This window comes from Anaerotignum sp. (assembly GCF_017483025.1).
Taxonomy (GTDB): Bacteria; Bacillota; Clostridia; order Lachnospirales; family Anaerotignaceae; genus Anaerotignum_A.
In genome coordinates, this window is sequence record NZ_JAFUMA010000077.1 from 22793 (window position 1) to 37333 (window position 14541).

The 14541-nt window shown below is 49.3% G+C and carries 15 protein-coding genes; 9 read left to right on the forward strand and 6 right to left on the reverse strand.

What is annotated here, in order from left to right; genetic code table 11:
* The first annotated feature begins 25 nt into the window (after window positions 1-25).
* The 9 genes from mreC (at window position 26) to IJ369_RS06960 (ending at window position 8330) form a co-directional block, all read left to right on the forward strand.
* Entirely contained in the window at window positions 26-967 is a 942-nt protein-coding gene (gene mreC, locus IJ369_RS06920) for a rod shape-determining protein MreC (RefSeq protein ID WP_290717546.1), read from the forward strand.
* Entirely contained in the window at window positions 964-1476 is a 513-nt protein-coding gene (mreD, locus tag IJ369_RS06925) for a rod shape-determining protein MreD (RefSeq protein ID WP_290717548.1), read from the forward strand. Before mreC ends, mreD begins: the two co-directional genes overlap by 4 nt.
* Before the next feature lie 37 nt (window positions 1477-1513).
* Window positions 1514-4348, forward strand: coding sequence for a penicillin-binding transpeptidase domain-containing protein (locus IJ369_RS06930; RefSeq protein WP_290717550.1), 2835 nt, complete (start codon window positions 1514-1516; stop codon window positions 4346-4348).
* An 18-nt stretch (window positions 4349-4366) separates the two neighbouring features.
* Window positions 4367-4999: a septum site-determining protein MinC gene (locus IJ369_RS06935; protein WP_290717551.1), complete on the forward strand. Its 633-nt coding sequence runs from the start codon at window positions 4367-4369 to the stop codon at window positions 4997-4999.
* 207 nt (window positions 5000-5206) lie between these two features.
* Window positions 5207-6004 (forward strand): septum site-determining protein MinD, encoded by a 798-nt coding sequence (gene minD / locus IJ369_RS06940; protein ID WP_290717553.1) that lies wholly within the window; start codon window positions 5207-5209, stop codon window positions 6002-6004.
* A gap of 23 nt (window positions 6005-6027) precedes the next feature.
* Window positions 6028-6315 carry a cell division topological specificity factor MinE gene (minE, locus tag IJ369_RS06945; protein ID WP_290717555.1) on the forward strand — a complete coding sequence of 96 codons (288 nt, stop codon included), beginning with the start codon at window positions 6028-6030 and terminating at the stop codon, window positions 6313-6315.
* A gap of 147 nt (window positions 6316-6462) precedes the next feature.
* On the forward strand, window positions 6463-7611 hold the full coding sequence (gene rodA / locus IJ369_RS06950) for a rod shape-determining protein RodA (RefSeq protein ID WP_290717557.1): 1149 nt from the start codon (window positions 6463-6465) through the stop codon (window positions 7609-7611).
* Window positions 7608-8003 carry a methylglyoxal synthase gene (locus tag IJ369_RS06955; RefSeq protein WP_290717559.1) on the forward strand — a complete coding sequence of 132 codons (396 nt, stop codon included), beginning with the start codon at window positions 7608-7610 and terminating at the stop codon, window positions 8001-8003. Before rodA ends, IJ369_RS06955 begins: the two co-directional genes overlap by 4 nt.
* A gap of 18 nt (window positions 8004-8021) precedes the next feature.
* Complete coding sequence (locus IJ369_RS06960; RefSeq protein ID WP_290717561.1) at window positions 8022-8330, forward strand: DUF1294 domain-containing protein; 309 nt, start codon at window positions 8022-8024, stop codon at window positions 8328-8330.
* Window positions 8331-8372: 42 nt separating this feature from the next.
* Here the strand turns inward: IJ369_RS06960 and spoIIR are convergent, their stop codons facing one another.
* From spoIIR to IJ369_RS06990, 6 genes are all read right to left on the reverse strand, one after another.
* On the reverse strand, window positions 8373-9044 hold the full coding sequence (spoIIR, locus tag IJ369_RS06965) for a stage II sporulation protein R (RefSeq protein ID WP_290717563.1): 672 nt from the start codon (window positions 9042-9044) through the stop codon (window positions 8373-8375).
* Window positions 9045-9108: 64 nt separating this feature from the next.
* On the reverse strand, window positions 9109-10182 hold the full coding sequence (locus IJ369_RS06970) for a Ger(x)C family spore germination protein (RefSeq protein ID WP_290717565.1): 1074 nt from the start codon (window positions 10180-10182) through the stop codon (window positions 9109-9111).
* Window positions 10179-11273, reverse strand: a complete 1095-nt coding sequence (locus IJ369_RS06975) for a GerAB/ArcD/ProY family transporter (protein ID WP_290717567.1) — start codon at window positions 11271-11273, stop codon at window positions 10179-10181. Before IJ369_RS06975 ends, IJ369_RS06970 begins: the two co-directional genes overlap by 4 nt.
* Window positions 11273-12745: a spore germination protein gene (locus tag IJ369_RS06980; protein WP_290717569.1), complete on the reverse strand. Its 1473-nt coding sequence runs from the start codon at window positions 12743-12745 to the stop codon at window positions 11273-11275. Before IJ369_RS06980 ends, IJ369_RS06975 begins: the two co-directional genes overlap by 1 nt.
* 97 nt (window positions 12746-12842) lie before the next feature.
* On the reverse strand, window positions 12843-14051 hold the full coding sequence (locus IJ369_RS06985; protein WP_290717571.1) for a TolC family protein: 1209 nt from the start codon (window positions 14049-14051) through the stop codon (window positions 12843-12845).
* A 183-nt stretch (window positions 14052-14234) separates the two neighbouring features.
* A partial coding sequence (locus tag IJ369_RS06990; RefSeq protein ID WP_290717573.1) for a copper amine oxidase N-terminal domain-containing protein occupies window positions 14235-14541 on the reverse strand: 307 nt, incomplete at its 5' end.

The following is a 14541-nucleotide window of genomic DNA, read 5'->3' on the forward strand; positions in this document are numbered from 1 at the left end:
AAAACACCGAAAGGAGCATTTCACTTTGCAGGAGTTTTTCTTAAAACATAAAAAGCATATCATCAGTGCGGGCATTGCCCTTCTGGTCGTGATCACAGTTGCGGCCAGCGGTGTGAAGCTGAACGCCACTCTGCTGGAAAGCGCCATCGGTGTCGTTGTTACCCCGTTTCAGGATCTGACCACGGGGATCAGCAGCTGGATCGACGAAACCGTTACATCCGCCCGCAATAAAACAGATTTAAAAGAAGAAAACGAAAAATTGAAAAATCAGATCGCTGAACTGATGGAAGAAAACAGACGACTGGCGATGTATGAGGAAGAAAATGCACAGCTTTCCTCTCTGCTGAAAATCGCCCAGAGATACCCCGATTATGAAAGCGTCGGCGCAAAGATCATCGCCAAAGACCCCGGGGTATGGTATGACGGCTTCACCATCGACAAAGGTACTTCTTCCGACATCAGCGCAAATATGGTGCTGATCGCCCCCGAAGGCTTAGTCGGCAAGGTGCTGGAAAGCGGCGCTACCTTCTCCAAGGCCCAGTCCATTTTGGACAGCCGTTCCTCTGTGCCCGCCATGAGCGTGCGTACAGGCGATCTGGGCGTTGTTAAGGGCGATTACAGCCTTTCCAATGACGGCCTTTGCAAGATGGAATACATCGATGGCAATGCGGAAATCATGGTGGGCGACGAAATCGTTACTTCCCATCTGTCCGACATCTATCCCGAAGGTCTGGCTATCGGTAAAGTTCTGGAAATCGAAACAGACACCAACGGCCTGACAAAATATGCTGTCATTGAGCCTTACGTGGATCTGAAGCATCTGGATACCATCCTGGTCATCGATAAGAGCAGCGCACCCGCTGCGAAAACAATTACACCTGCCGCTGATACAGCAGAAGCAGGCAACGAGACAGAAGATACAGATATGACGGAAGAAAACACCACAGGTACGGAGGTGGCTGAATGAGGATCATCATCACAGCACTGATCGTATTTGTTAATTTTATTTTGCAGACTACCATCTTTCCCCTGTTTGCCATTCAGGGCGTATTTCCCAATACGTCCCTCCTAATTGTTACATCCTATGCGCTGCTGCGCGGCAGCAAGGAAGGCGCACTGGTGGGCATTGGCGCAGGGTTTCTGATGGATGTGTTTTTCAACACCTACATCGGCTTTTATACCGTGCTGTATCTGGCTTTTGGCCTGTTGTTCGGCCGCAGCCAGCGCAGCTTTTACCGTGAAAACTACATCCTGCCCATCATCTTCTGTACGATTTCTACAGTGATATATCAGGCAGTATTGTATGTGACTGGGTTTGTATTCCGCGGGGAAGGCAATATCCTCTATTTCCTTTTCAGCGTATTGCTGCCTGAACTGGTCTATGTGGCTATCGTGACAGTTCCCCTGTATCGACTGCTGTTTGGTATCAATGAATGGCTGGAACTGAAAGAAAAATATAAATACCGCCTTTTTTAAGGCACCCAAAAAAATCTGTTTCCCTTAGGAGGAACCGATGAGACGATATATTGATCATTTTTTAGATTTATGTAAAAACCGAATATTTGTAATGCTTTGCGGGATCATCGTACTCTTCGCCATCATCGTGCTCCGTCTGTTCAGCCTGCAGATCATCCACGGGGAGGAATACGAAGCATCCATCACCGCCAGCGTTTCCAAGGAACTGCCCGTTCCCGCTTCCCGAGGCGGCATTTACGACCGCTACGGCAGACCTCTTGCCATCAACACCGTGGCCTATTCCGTACAGGTGGACGGCAGCGTGACGCTGGAACTTTCTGATGAGGAACGTCAGACCCTTTCCATGGCTCTGATGGACTGGCTTTGGGAAAATGGCCACAAGCAGGTCAATTCCCTGCCCATCACCCTTTCTTCTCCTTACAAATTTACTTACGAAGGCACAGAAGAGGAAATCGAAAAACTGGAAAACCGCTGGAAAGCCTCTATTGGTCTGGAGAAAAAACAGTACAAGCTGACAGCAGAAGAATGTCTGGCTTATCTGTACGAGGAATATGACGTGCCCGAAAGCTATAACGACCAGCAGAAACGCATTTACCTTTCTCTGGCTATGAGCGACGACCGCAACCTGATGGCATTGACTCTGGCCCTGAAGCTGGATGAATACGGCGAGACCATCACGGACGAACTGCCTCTGGATACAGAAGCACCCTATTCCTTCCAGTTCAATGGCAACGCAAACCGTGAAAAAAGCTGGAAAGAAAGCATGCTGATGGAAGAGGAACAGCTGAAATACGGTTCTCTGCAGACTTTGGATTATCTGAGAGATTTCTTTGGCCTGCCGGAAGGTCTGCCAAATGACCTGGTGCGCGATACCCTGGGTATCCGCTATTCCCTGTATCTGAAACGCTATCAGCAGTTCCAGTCTGTCACCATCGCTACAGATGTCAGCGACAAGACCCTGGCTTATGTAGAAGAAAATCAGGATACTTTCCCCAATGTCATCATCGACACGGTATCCCTCAGAGAATACCCTCAGGGTGAGTATTTTGCACATATTATTGGCTATATCCGCCAGATGACGGAAAGCGACTATGCCCTGTACAAGGATGAAGTGGATGCAGAGGGCAATCCCCTTTACAGCCAGACCGACGTTGTTGGGCAGGACGGCATGGAAAAGCTTTATGAAAAAGAATTGAACGGCGTGGACGGTAAAGTCCAGATCGAAGTAGACAACCAGGGCCGCCGTATGAGCGTCCTGGATTCCACAGAGCCTGTTGCCGGGAAGGATCTCTTCCTGACCCTGGACAGCGAACTGCAGAAAGTGGCCTACGATACCCTGGAAAGCGAGCTGCGCAAAGCCGTGCTGACGAAGCTGACCGGCGGCGGCAAAAATGCCGTTTCCACCAACGAGCTGTTCACTTCCATGATCAACGTGAACCATATTTCCGCCCAGAAAATGCTGCAGGCGGAGGATGGCGTACAGAAAGAAGTTTACAACAAGCTGAAGCAGGCCATTCCCGCCTTCAAGCCCGATCAGGATGACGCCGTAACGGTGGCAAAAGAATTCCTCATCGAAGGGCTGGAAAAAGGCACCATCAGCACCAAAGAGCTGATTTTGATGATGATCGAGCAGGAACACCTGCCCGTGACCGATGCAGAAAAAGCCGATATTGAAAACGGCGCATCCCCTACGAACCTCATCATCAAAAAACTGAGCAGCGGCGAAATGTCCCCCGCAGACACAGGCCTTGACCCCTGTACCGGTTCTGTTTTCGTGACTCAGGTAGGCACCGGCGAAGTTCTCGCCAGCGTGACATATCCTTCCTACGATAACAACGAACTGGTCAATACCTTCAACAATAGCTATTACAACGATCTGCTGGAGGACGGCAACACGCCTCTGGTAAATCGTCCCTTGAAACAGAAGAAGGCCTCCGGCTCCACCTTCAAGATGATCACTGCCCTGGCAGGTCTGGAAACAGGCACCATCACACCGGAAACCTTCATCACTGATAAAGGTATCTTCAAGGACACCGGCGTGCCCTACGCCCGCTGCTGGATCTATTCCAACACCGGCGGCACCCATGGCCCTGTAAACGTGACCCATGCCCTGGAAGTATCCTGTAACTACTTCTTCTATGAACTGGCATACCGCATGGGCAATGTGGACAACGGCAACAGCAATCAGTCCATCACCACACTGAATGAATATATGGCAGCCTTTGGCCTGAACAGCTATACAGGCCTGGAACTGGATGAATATGGCCCTACCATGGCATCCCCTTCCAATAAGGAAAAAGCCGTGAAGACATTCAACCCCGATGCGACCACCAGCCAGACCCGCTGGACAGACGGCGATACCATCCGTACTGCCATCGGTCAGTCCATCAACAGCTACACACCGGCACAGATCACAAAATATATCTCCACCCTGGCAAACGGCGGAACGCTGTATAAGCTGCACATGGTGGATCATATCCAAAATCCCGATGGCAGTCTCCATTCCGAAGCGGAAGAAGTGGTAGAAAATGTCATCACATTCAAAGAAGAAAACCTGCAGGCCGTTTATGAAGGCATGTATCTGGTAACCAATGGTACCAGAGGCACATTGCGTACCGCGTTCAACGATCTGCCCGTAAAAGTGGCAGCAAAGACAGGTACCGCCGAAGAAGACAAGAACCGCAGCTCCCATACCTGGTTCGTCTGCTTCGCGCCCTATGATGACCCGCAGATCGCCATCACCGTCATGATCCCCTTCGGCGAAGGCAGCGGCACCCCCGCGCCGGAAGTTGCCAAGGCGATCATCAGAGAATATCTGGGGCTGGATTATACGCCCACAAATACGACCATGCAGACAGTACTGGCACAGTAAATACAGGAGGGGAAAAATATGTACAATGAAAACTATGTAATCTTCAAAGGCACAAAAGACGGCGTAACCGTTATTTTCGACCCTGAAGTGTCCTTCGATATCCTTTGCAGACAGCTGGAAAGAAAAGTAGAAGAAGCAGGCCGCTTCTTCGATAATGTGAAAACATCCCTGGCCTTCAAAGGCCGTGTGTTCACAGAAGAGGAAGAAGAGCTCCTGCTGAAGATCATTGCAAAATATACCACCATGGAGATCACCTTCGTGAAAACAGAAAACAATGAGCTGAAACGCCTGAGCGATCTGTTGGAAAAGGAAATGTCTCCTTACAACCTGACAAAATTCCACAAAGGCTCCCTGAGAAACGGCCAGAAGATCGAATTCGACGGCAGCGTAGTGGTAGTCGGTGACGTAAACCCCGGCGCTGAGATCAAGGCTGCCGGCAACATCATCGTTCTGGGTCAGCTGAAGGGCATGGCCCACGCAGGCTGCAAAGGCATGACAGATGCCTTCGTGACAGCCATTTACATGGCTCCCGTGCAGCTGAGAATTGCGGATATCATCACCCGCTTCCCCGAAGAAAACAAAAAGGGTCCCAAGCCCCCTGAATATGCCTTCGTGCAGAAGGGTCAGATCTTCGTGATGGCCCTTTCCTAAGGCTTTTTCCAAGGCTGGAAAATGCTGTCGCTTTTTGGAAAAAGTTCTCCCCTTTTGCTAAAAAAAAGGAGTGCAAAATGGGCATATTTTTGTTAATATAGTAATAGAAATCAGATATTTTCTCGAAGTATCTTGGATGCACACATCGAAGATAGAAAAAACTGTGAAAACACGTAAAATAAACTTCTGAGATTAGGAGGAACATCAATGAGTGAAGTAATCGTAATCACCAGCGGCAAGGGCGGTGTTGGTAAAACTACAACAAGCGCAAACCTTGGCTGTGGTCTTGCAGTATTAGGCAAAAAAGTTGCACTGGTAGACGCTGATATCGGCCTGAGAAATCTGGACGTTGTTATGGGTCTGGAAAACCGTATCGTATATGATCTGGTAGACGTAGTAGAAGGCAATTGCCGTCTGAAACAGGCGCTGATCAAAGACAAACGCTATGACGGTCTGTTCCTGCTGCCCGCAGCCCAGACAAGAGACAAAGATGCTGTTTCTCCCGAACAGATGCAGAAACTGTGTGACGACCTGAAAGAAGAAGGCTTCGACTTCATCATTCTGGACTGCCCCGCAGGTATCGAACAGGGCTTCAAAAATGCCATTGCCGGCGCAGACAGAGCCATCGTTGTCACAACACCCGAAGTAAGTGCCGTGCGTGACGCTGACCGTATCATCGGCCTGCTGGAAGCAAACGAACTGAGAAACCCCACACTGATCCTGAACAGACTGCGTATCGACCTGGTGCAGCGTGGTGAAATGATGAATATCGAAGACGTGGAAGAAATCCTGGCGATCGATATCCTGGGCGTCGTTCCCGATGACGAAAGCATCGTTATTGCTACAAACAAAGGCGAACCTGCTGTAACAAGCCAGGAATCCAAAGCCGGCCAGGCTTACAGAAACATCGTTCAGCGTCTGTTGGGCGAAGATGTGCCCATTATGACATTCGAACAGGAACCTGAAACATTCATGGACAAGCTGAAAAAGCTGTTCCGTAAATAAGCGCCCTGAAAGGAAGTGTAACGATGGATTTCTTTAGCTTTTTCCGTAAAAAACAGGCCCCTCCTTCCGGCAGCGTGGCAAAAGACAGACTGAAGCTGGTTCTGGTACACGACAGAGTAAACTGCTCTTCTCAGGTTCTGGAAATGCTGAAAACAGATATCATCAAAGTCATTTCCAACTACATGGAAATCGACACAGAAGAACTGGATATCCAGATCACCCAGACACAGTCTGAAGACAACAGCGGCACAGTTCCTGTACTGTACGCAAACATCCCCATTAAGAGCATGCGCAAGATGAATCAGGACTGATTCCTTGCTTCAACAAAAGACCAATGAAAAAGACCTTCAAAATCGCAGGATGCAAAACTTTGAAGGTCTTTTCGGGTTTTCTGTATCAGGCTTACTTCCATAAGCCTGATACAGAAAATTCGAAAAAACACCACTAGGAGAATTTCTATGGAAATCAAAAAATACATTCAGAATCTGGACTGGTGGCTCGTCGGTGCGGTATTTCTGCTGGCCCTCTTCGGGCTGGTCTGTATCGCCAGCGCGACCCGCATCAATCTGGGGGAAAGCCCTTCCAATGTGATCAAACAGGGGGTATTCCTTCTCATCGGGGTGGGCCTGATGATCGCTGCCGCCAATGTAGATTATGAATATTTCGCACAATTTCATATTCCCATTTATATCGCCAATATCCTGCTGCTGGTAGCAGTTTTGCTGATCGGTACAGACAGTAAGGGCGCGACCAGATGGATCGCCATCGGCCCCCTGACCATCCAGCCTTCTGAATTTGCCAAGGTCATCATGATATTCTGCCTGGCAAGAGTCATTACCTTAAAGCAAAAGATATTAAACGACCTGCAGACCATTGCTTATCTTTGTGTATTCACGGGTATCCCGCTGGTGCTGATCCAGAAACAGCCGGCCCTGTCTGCCAGCCTGGTTCTGGTAGCTATCTTCTGCATCGAACTTTTCATTGCAGGGCTGGACTGGAAAATCATCCGAAATGTATTGGTCGTTATCGTTCCTATCGTGGCTTTGATACTTTTCGATGTAAGCAGGGAAAATCCTCTGTTCACGGATAAGGTCTTTGCCCAGCATCAGTTCAATCGTATCCTGTCCTTTGTGGACCCCAGCCGTGACGCCAGCCTGTATTATCAGACAGAGAAATCCATTTCCGCCATCGGTTCCGGTCAGCTGACAGGGAAAGGGCTTTTCGAAGGCACACTGAACCAGCTGAGCTATCTGCCGGAACCCCATAATGACTTTATTTTTTCCGTTATCGGGGAAGAATTTGGCTTTTTCGGGTGTATATTTGTCCTCGCCGTCTTGCTTTTTATCGTTTTTCGGTGTATATTAATAGCAATATCGGCCAGGGATACTTTCAGCCAGTTGGTGGCTGCAGGCATCGCCGGCATGTTTGCGTTTCAGACTTTCGTTAACGCAGGCGTAGCCACAGGCATCCTGCCGAATACAGGTATGTCATTACCCTTTGTCAGCTACGGCGGCAGTTCCATGTGGACAAACATGGTAGCCATCGGGCTAATGTTGAACATAAGAAAAAAAGAGACAAAATCACTATTTGAGGGAGGTTTGTTATGAATATCGGTTTAATCGCACATGATAACAAGAAAAAATTGATGGAGAATCTTTGCATCGCATACAGACATATTTTGTGCAAGCATGAGCTCTTTGCCACAGGCACCACAGGACGTCTGGTGGAAGAAGCAGCCAATCTGGTTGTACACAAGTATCTTTCTGCACACCTGGGCGGGGAACAGCAGATGGGCGCACAGATCATCAATAACGACATTGATCTGATGATCTTCCTGAGAGATCCCGTAACGCCCCATGCTTATGAATCCGAAGTAAACTCCATTCTGCACCTGTGCGACATGCACAATATTCCCCTGGCAACCAATCTGGCAACGGCAGAAGTGCTGCTGCTGGCTCTGGACAGAGGCGATCTGGACTGGAGAAACGTAATGCGTTAAGGAAAGGACGTTTTTTCTATGGAAATGTATTTCAACGGTACTGCTCTGGCTGTGATTTTCGGTTATTATCTGATCCTCAATATCATTATGTATATCACGATGGTCATTGATAAAAAAAGAGCCATCAAAGACGGCTGGCGTATCCCTGAAAAAAACCTGTATCTGCTGGCAGTTCTGGGCGGCGGTATGGGTGGTCTGATTGCCATGATATCCAAACACCATAAAAACAAACAGCTGGATTTCATTCTGGTATATACCATCACAACGATCCTGCATATACTGGTAGCTTTCCTGCTGATCGGCAAATTTGCCTTCGTCATGAAATAAAAAATGAGCCTCAAGTCATAAGACTTGAGGCTTTTTACTTGCTTATCCCTGCCATAGCTCTACGATCTTCCATTTGATCTTCGGCGTCAGTTCTTCCTGCTCCAGAGCGGAAACGACCAGGAATTCTTCTTCCGTCAGGGTATTTTCCAGACGGGCATGGCTTTCCTCCGTGGAATAGCCCCAGGCCACATCCACAAAGCACATCTGCGGATAGAGGACACACCACCAGTTCTGCCCCTCTGCCGCTCCTATCTCGATGCGCAGGGCATCATAGACCCCCGCAGGGAAGATCAGATCATCGTATTTTTTAAAAGGAAATTCCTCCCGCACGATGGAAACCCGCACAGGGTAATCATACCCCTGGGAAATCACCTCTTCCGCCGCTGTTTGGCAGATCTCTGCCTGGGCATTTTCCAGGGCCGCCAATGTTTCCTCCTTGGATTCACAAACCTGCAGCAGATCGCTGTATTCCTGCAGGACTTTATCCCGTACCGCCAGCTTCAACGCCTGATCGGCTTCGCTGTCGCTGTTTGCAAGCACATGAAACCGCACCACCTTGCCGCCGATGCCTTTTTGTATCATATCTGAATAGCCCTTTGTCCAATGGGCAGCAAAGATCAGAGCAAATACCACCCCAAGAGCCACAGCCATCAGCCAATACCATTTTTCTTTTTTCCAAAGATCTATGATCGTCTGTTTCCAGTTCCATTCCATGTCATTCTCCCCTTTTTTTGATGGATTCGGATACAGGATTTCCACTTTTTCCTAATTCTAAACATCAGCGTTTTCGCCCCATGTCCTTCAATTCCAGTTCCGGATAAATTTCAAAGACCATCGCATCCCAAAGGGTGTCTCTGCCATATTCCTCCGCCAGATGGGGCATTGCCCGCTGCAGGCGGGGCAGGATGCCGAAAAGATCTTCCCCCGCACCCATTGCTATTTTCAGGGTATGCTCCACCTCCCCTTTTATGATCGCTTCAAAAATCTTTTCCAGATCTTTTCGGGATTCCCTCGAAAGCAGATGCCCACTCCCGCCTTGCAGGGTGCCTTCTACAGGCAGCGTGATGGTGCAAAGGATAGAATCTCCCACTTCGGAAAAATCATAGAACACGTGGGTCTTGCCAATTTCCACAGGGAGCGTTTCTCCCTGATACTCACCCTCCAAGAGAGCCCCCTCCGCTTCTCCCAGAAGGAAAAGATAGCCCCGTTCCTTTTCTTCATCCATGGTATAAACCGCTGTTGGAGTGACCGCCATACCGCCCCCCAGCTGCAGCTTTCCATCCACTGCGCTGATACGGGGGATGATGCCATTTCCGCCCTGCTCTTCCCGTTCCGTCAAGTAGGTATCCAGATCCATGCCCTTTGTTACCGCCACTTCCCTGGCAGTATTTTTATAAAAATCCCAGAGAAAGAGCCCTGTTTTGCTATCCTCCGCCATGGCAGCTTCCACACATTCCGCCGCAGAACCATCTGTGGCAAGAAGCATGACCTTTTCAGAAACTGTCTGGCTGCGCTCCAGTTCGCGCAGGAGGGAATCCAGCTTGGCGCTGTTTTCCAATAGATTTCTCCCCAGGATCACTGTTTTCAACTGCCCCAAATCAGTTTTTCTGGAAGTTCTGGTGTCCACCTGGGCTACCGCCCCCGCAAGGGTATCGCTTTCAGCCGTATAGGTCTCCTCTTCACCAGTCTCAATATTGGCAGGAGCAAAGGTGAAGCTGCAGCCTGTCAAAGTGCTGTCTACCCCTAAAGTGATGATGAATGCCCGATCTTCCGGGTCTTTTTTATCCCAACAGCCTGTCAGAAAAAAGGGGGGCAAAAGCGCCAGCAGCAGCAATCTTTTTTTCCGCATCATCCTTTCCCTCCCTTTCCTGAAAAAATAAGCAGCAGGAGCGGCAAGATCACCAAATACACCAGATTTATCCATGGTGCAAGCTCCAACCGCAGATAGTATGCCGCAGAAAGATTTTCCGGCAGAAAGGCGGCAGCAAATATCACTGCTAAAGAGATCCATAGCCATGTTTTTCGTTTTGTTTCCGCCTGTCGGCACATCTGCACGCCCAAAAGAGAACTGAAAAAAAGCGTTCCCGAAAGGAATACAACCGCCGATGCCATCCAAAACCAAAGCAGCAGCACATCCTGCCGGGTGAGGAAAACCCCTGTGAAGCTGACCCGTTCCATCATCTGCAGAGAAGGCAGCAGTTTTTCCGAAAGGACACCTTCCCCATAGACTGCCAGGCAAAGAAAAACCATGAGTGTTACCACAAGCGCCGTCAAAGCGGTACTTTTCAAAACAGCACCGAGGGCATGGGCAGGACGTTTCAGGTCAGGATAAATAAAATAGAGAAACACCAGCCCCTGAAAGACGATACTCATGGCGGCAATGCCGCTGCCTACTTCCCCGAAAGAAGGCATTGCCAGAGGCAGGATACGATTATATTTTGAAGAGATCGCTACAGCGATCAGTATGATGGCCAAAGGGATGGCAACGATAAAGAATAATATTTCCGCCGATCTGCCGCGACATTCCGTCCCCTGCGCCGCCAGAGAGCCTGCAGCCGCCAATATCACCAGCGTGATCACCGCCACCGGCGTAGAGGGAAGCATGGAGCGACAGACGATCTCACTGAAAATGCGCAGTTCCAGCGCACCATCGAAAACCAGCTTCACCGCCAGGCCAATCAAAACGATATTCCCAATAAAATCCCCAAAACACCGCCGACACCATTCTACCACGGTACCATGGGGCATTCTTTTCCCGACGAATGTCAAAAGCAGAGAAACCGCCACGAACACCGCCCCGCCCAGCAAAGCCGCCACCCAGCAGGCCCGCCCGCTCATCTGCGCCAGCTCCGCCGGAAGAAAAAGGACAGCTGTACCAAAACAATCCAATAATAACAACGCCTGCAGCTGTCTGAGAGAGATTTTCCGATTTTCCGCAAACATCATTCCTCCTCCTTTCGCGCCCGCGCAGAGGGTCGGGTGAAGATAGGCCTGCGCTTCATTTCGGACAAAGGCAGGCGAAAAATGCTGTCCTCCCAATCCATATCGTCATTGACGGAGGAGGAGCAGAAGGGATAGAGATAGGGGATGCCGTAGGACGTCAGGCTGGAAAGATGGGCCAGAAGCAGCAGCAGCGCCGCCCAGACACCGAAAATACCGAAAACTGAAGCCATCAGAATCACCAGATATTTGATGATACGCAGCCCCGAAACGATAGATACATTGGGGATGACAAAGGAACAGATGCCGGTCAGTGCCGCAACGATGACCACCGCAGGGCTGACGATGCCCGCTTCCACGGCTGCGGAGCCAATGATGATACCTCCGACGATACCAATGGTCGAGCTGACAGGAGACGGCAGGCGAATGCCTGCTTCCCGCAAAAGCTCAAAGGCAAGCTCCATGATAAGGACTTCTCCGATAACAGAAAAGGGAATGGCTTCCCGTGTTGCAGCCACCTTCAGAGCCAACGCCGTTGGCATCAGCTGGGGATGATAGACAGAAAAAGCAATATACAGCCCCGGCAGACAAACCGCCAGAAAAGCCGCCCCAAACCGCACCAGGCGAATAAAACTCATAATTTCCCATCGGTCATAGTAATCCTCCGCCGCCTGAAAGAAGGTATTCAACGTGGCGGGGAGCAGGATGGCATAAGGCGTATTATCCACCAGAAGCGCCACTCGCCCCTCCAGAAGAGCCGCCGCCGTTTTATCGGGCCGCTCTGTCATCTGCAGCTGAGGAAAGGGAGAAAACTGTCGCTTTTCCAAAAGCTGTTCCGCATAGCCGCTGTCCAAAACTGCATCCAGATCCATATTATCCAGCTGCTGCTCCACCTTCGCCAACAATTCAGGCCGAACCAGGTCATCCATATACATCAGTGCAATATCTGTTTTGCTGCGGCTGCCCGCTTTTTTCCGTTTCAGCTTCAAGCGAGGGTCTCGGATACGGCGGCGGGTCAGCACGATATTAAAAGCCATGACTTCCATAAAAGCATCCTTTGGCCCTTGCACTACCACCTCTGTCTCCGCCTTGCTGACGCCCCGATTGGGGAATTTCTTTGTTGTGGCCTGCAGAGCAAAATCGTCTCCATCCATCAACAGGACTGTATCCCCCCAGAGCACTCCATCGCAGACTTCATCCAGGGTGGTGATCTTCTTTACTTCCCCAATGGCAATACTTTCCTCCATCAGGGTCTGCAAAAGGCCTTCCGTTTTATGGTTCTGGTAATCCAGCATGATCGTTTCCAGAATAGATTCCCGAATGGCCTCCCCATCCACAATATTATCCGTATAGAGCATCAAAAGCCTGCCTGCGCCGCCACCAATGCGAAATTCACGCCAGACAACATCTCCGCAATCCCGCAAGGCCTCTTCAATGGCAGCCCTATTTTGCTCCAGATCTTTTGTTAACCGCATAGATTCACCGCCTATGTTTTTTCCTTAGTTTGGCAGGAGATGGGGATTTTATGCAAAAAAAGAACCCCGATCTCTCGGAGTTCTTTGATTTCTGATTTTATTTAGACTGGCTGCTGCTTGTTGTATCTACCAGCAGGCTGGGGTTTTCAAATGTATAAACCAGCATATCGTAGTTATAAACAATCTGGTTCAGGGCATTCTGCGCGGAAATCACGCCCATTTCAGCCTGTTCTACCACAGTCTTTGTTACGTTGCCTGCCTGCAGATTCACCTGCGCCACACGGTAATCCGCCTGGGCCTTTGTCAGGTCTGCCTGTGCGGAAGAATATGTTGTTTCCAACTGCTGCAGCTGCAGATATGTGTTACGGATCAATGTTTCTTTCTTTTCTTTTGCTGTTTTCAGAGCACGTTTCTGCTGATCGTAGGTCAGCTTATCGCTGTCATAGGATGCGCCTGTATCGGAATAGGAACGATAGTTGCTTGTGAATTTTGCCTTATCTGTCGCCAGTTCCTGCAGCTGGATCGTCAGGTCTTCCTTCAGAGCGCTGTTGATATACTGATCGATGGTCTGTGTCATTGTGTAGGGTTCGAAAGTTACATCATACACAAATTCGAAGCGCGCATCAGAGTTTTCCCCAATGAGGCTGTTGAATTTCACATAAGTCTGTTCCAGAGAAGCTTCCAGCAGAGCAACGTTATCCTGCGCCTTCTGCGCTGCGATCTGCAGCTGATCCAGGTTATATTTGCTCAGCATACCCAGGCGATATTTTGTGTAGCCCTGTTCATACAATCTCTGCTGGATCTCAGCATTTTTTTCCACCAACGCCAGGCTGTCCTGAGTATTTTTGATATTTGTGAAATAAGATTTGATCGTTACTTCCAGAGCCATTTTCTGAATTTTTTCGCCCAGCTTTGCCTGTTCCATGCCATTTTCCAGCTGGAAAACAGAAGAAACCAGCGCATGCATACCGTCGGATGCCCATTTTCTGTATTCATAAGTGGGGATCTTTACGGAACCAACACGATCATAAAGGTCTTCGTCTGTTTCCTTCAGGTAATCCAGAGTATCTTCGATATCCTTCAGGTCGGGGCTATGTTTGATCGCCAGTTCCAGAGCCTGTTCCATTGTCATCTGGGGCAGAGCCAGAGCCGCCAGTTCTTCTTCTGTCAGTTCCACCACAGGGGCAGCCTGTACGCCCTGCTGTTCAGCGGAAAGGGCTTCCGCCGCGAAAACCTGCGTGCTGCAGATGCTCATAGCCAAAGCCAGCGCCAATGCGCCTTTTGCTTTATATAAGAATGCTTTCATCAATATTCCTCCAGTATAAAATGATTTTAAACTAAAACTAATTATACCATATTATTAGAAAAAATCCAGTATATTAAGGAAGATTTAATGAAAACTTTCTTACGATTTCGTGACAAAAAAAGAGGACTCCTTTCGGAGTCCTCTCGGAATTTCTACTCATTCAGTTCGCATTGAAGGAACAAATTATTTGTTGCCGTTCAGTGTAGCTGTCTTTGTAGCTGCATCCCATGTGATATCTGTTACGCCCAGTGCTGTAGCCAGATCTCTCATAGGCAGGAATGTTCTACCATCAACAACTTCGGGAGAAGCGGATGCGGGGATAGCGGAGCCGTTTACATAAACAACTTTAGCGCCAACCTGCATTGTGATGATTCTCTGACCGTACAGGATTGTTACAGTCTTTGTAGCCTGATCCCACAGAACGTTGTTGTTCAGGATACCCAGAGCTACTGCAACTGCTCTTACGGGCAGCATTGTGTAACCTGCAGCG

What these genes read in the sequence shown, in the direction of transcription:
- minE (WP_290717555.1), top strand. Translation starts at nt 6,028, where the DNA reads ATGGATTTCTTTAGCTTTTTCCGTAAAAAACAGGCCCCTCCTTCCGGC.
- IJ369_RS06980 (WP_290717569.1), bottom strand. Translation starts at nt 12,745, where the DNA reads ATGCGGTTAACAAAAGATCTGGAGCAAAATAGGGCTGCCATTGAAGAG.
- minD (WP_290717553.1), top strand. Translation starts at nt 5,207, where the DNA reads ATGAGTGAAGTAATCGTAATCACCAGCGGCAAGGGCGGTGTTGGTAAA.
- IJ369_RS06975 (WP_290717567.1), bottom strand. Translation starts at nt 11,273, where the DNA reads ATGTTTGCGGAAAATCGGAAAATCTCTCTCAGACAGCTGCAGGCGTTG.
- spoIIR (WP_290717563.1), bottom strand. Translation starts at nt 9,044, where the DNA reads ATGGAATGGAACTGGAAACAGACGATCATAGATCTTTGGAAAAAAGAA.
- mreD (WP_290717548.1), top strand. Translation starts at nt 964, where the DNA reads ATGAGGATCATCATCACAGCACTGATCGTATTTGTTAATTTTATTTTG.
- IJ369_RS06930 (WP_290717550.1), top strand. Translation starts at nt 1,514, where the DNA reads ATGAGACGATATATTGATCATTTTTTAGATTTATGTAAAAACCGAATA.
- IJ369_RS06935 (WP_290717551.1), top strand. Translation starts at nt 4,367, where the DNA reads ATGTACAATGAAAACTATGTAATCTTCAAAGGCACAAAAGACGGCGTA.
- IJ369_RS06985 (WP_290717571.1), bottom strand. Translation starts at nt 14,051, where the DNA reads ATGAAAGCATTCTTATATAAAGCAAAAGGCGCATTGGCGCTGGCTTTG.
- rodA (WP_290717557.1), top strand. Translation starts at nt 6,463, where the DNA reads ATGGAAATCAAAAAATACATTCAGAATCTGGACTGGTGGCTCGTCGGT.
- IJ369_RS06955 (WP_290717559.1), top strand. Translation starts at nt 7,608, where the DNA reads ATGAATATCGGTTTAATCGCACATGATAACAAGAAAAAATTGATGGAG.
- IJ369_RS06960 (WP_290717561.1), top strand. Translation starts at nt 8,022, where the DNA reads ATGGAAATGTATTTCAACGGTACTGCTCTGGCTGTGATTTTCGGTTAT.
- IJ369_RS06970 (WP_290717565.1), bottom strand. Translation starts at nt 10,182, where the DNA reads ATGATGCGGAAAAAAAGATTGCTGCTGCTGGCGCTTTTGCCCCCCTTT.